Below are 1,207 nucleotides of genomic sequence, written 5' to 3'. Positions count from 1 at the left end.
AGGACCCCAAGCCTTTCGTCTGGACGAAGACAGCCGACCAGATCCTTGAGTCCCTCGCCTCGTACTGCCGGCGAATTACTGACTCAGCACACTAGTTTGGCGCCGCGTTCGACGGCTTGGTTCTTGTAGCCGGTGTCGGCCCAGACCCTTGGTGATCGCGGGATGTTCGGCTGCGGTGCGGGTCAGGAGTTGTTTGCCTGCTTCGTTGTCGGAGACGCTGGCCGCGGTGACCATGACCAGCAGGATCAGGCCCAGGGTGGCGACGACGATGCTGCGAGCGCGGCCCCACCATTTTTTTGCCGGCGTCGATGCCCTGGGTGCTGAGGGGCACCGTGTGGGCGGTCTTGACGGGCTATGAGTCGATCACGCAGGCCGTCGGTTAGGCGTCTCGACCTTCTTTCTCGCGGACCAGGCGGTTCAGGCGGAGGCCGAGTTGCTCGATGGCGCCGTCGGCGGTCCAGGCGGTGAAGTAGGAGAAGATGGTGGTGCAGGCGGGGAAGTCGTGCGGTAGGTAGTGCCAGGCGATTCCGGTGCGCTTGACGTAGAGGATCGCGTTCAAGACTTCTCGCAGGTCGGCGGCCTTGCGTCCGATGTTGAGCGGGGTCTTCTGCCGCTCGGCTCGCCAGGTGTTCATGACTGGTTCGATCAGTGCCCAGCGGGCGTCGGACCGATCGGACGGGTACGGCTTGCGGGTTGGCTGCAAGACCGGCGCCCGCGACGCCTTCGTCATCGCCGATGCCGCCCGCGTCATGCCACACACTCTGCTCGGCCGACCTCGAAGAAGAGACCATCGCCGAACTCGAGATGATCGTCGGCTTCGACAACGAACCAGCCGACGAAGCAACCCGCATCAGCAACCGCCTGAAGGTTCTGCTCACGCAGATCCAACCTCCCTGGAACGGATCCCGGGACCGAGAGTGCACCACCCGGCCGTGCTCAAGCTCCGCCACCAGTTCGACTCCCCAACCCAGATCCGCAAAGCCGGACGTCGCCGACTCGTAACCTTGATTCGGCCCAAAGCAGAGGAAGCAAACAACTCAAACGGGCCTTCTCACTCTCGGTGTTCGCCGCTATTGCTGACCCACGGTCCCGGGCCGGGTCTGTAAAAGGAACGGCTCTGTCTCACATCCGGTGGTGACGGAGGGTTGTGTTATCCGAGGAGGATGCGGTGCCGGAGCAGGGTGAAGCCTGCTCGTCCGTGCATCTG

The 1,207-nt window shown here is 63.5% G+C and carries 2 pseudogenes; one reads left to right on the top strand and one right to left on the bottom strand.

Features of this window, described 5'->3' with window-relative positions:
* Positions 1-92: 92 nt before the first annotated feature.
* Positions 93-730: pseudogene (locus tag ACFYP3_RS37905) on the bottom strand (IS5 family transposase); the annotation flags it as partial.
* Here ACFYP3_RS37905 and ACFYP3_RS37900 point away from each other — a divergent pair.
* A pseudogene (locus ACFYP3_RS37900) lies at positions 702-1,022 on the top strand (transposase); the annotation flags it as partial. The pseudogenes ACFYP3_RS37905 and ACFYP3_RS37900 sit on opposite strands and share 29 nt — an antisense overlap.
* Between the last annotated feature and the right edge of the window lie 185 nt (positions 1,023-1,207).

This window comes from Streptomyces sp. NPDC005533, assembly GCF_042871845.1.
In the GTDB taxonomy this organism is placed as follows: domain Bacteria; phylum Actinomycetota; class Actinomycetes; order Streptomycetales; family Streptomycetaceae; genus Streptomyces.
The sequence above is the reverse complement of the archived record's forward strand: the minus strand, read 5'-3'. Positions and strand labels throughout refer to the sequence as shown.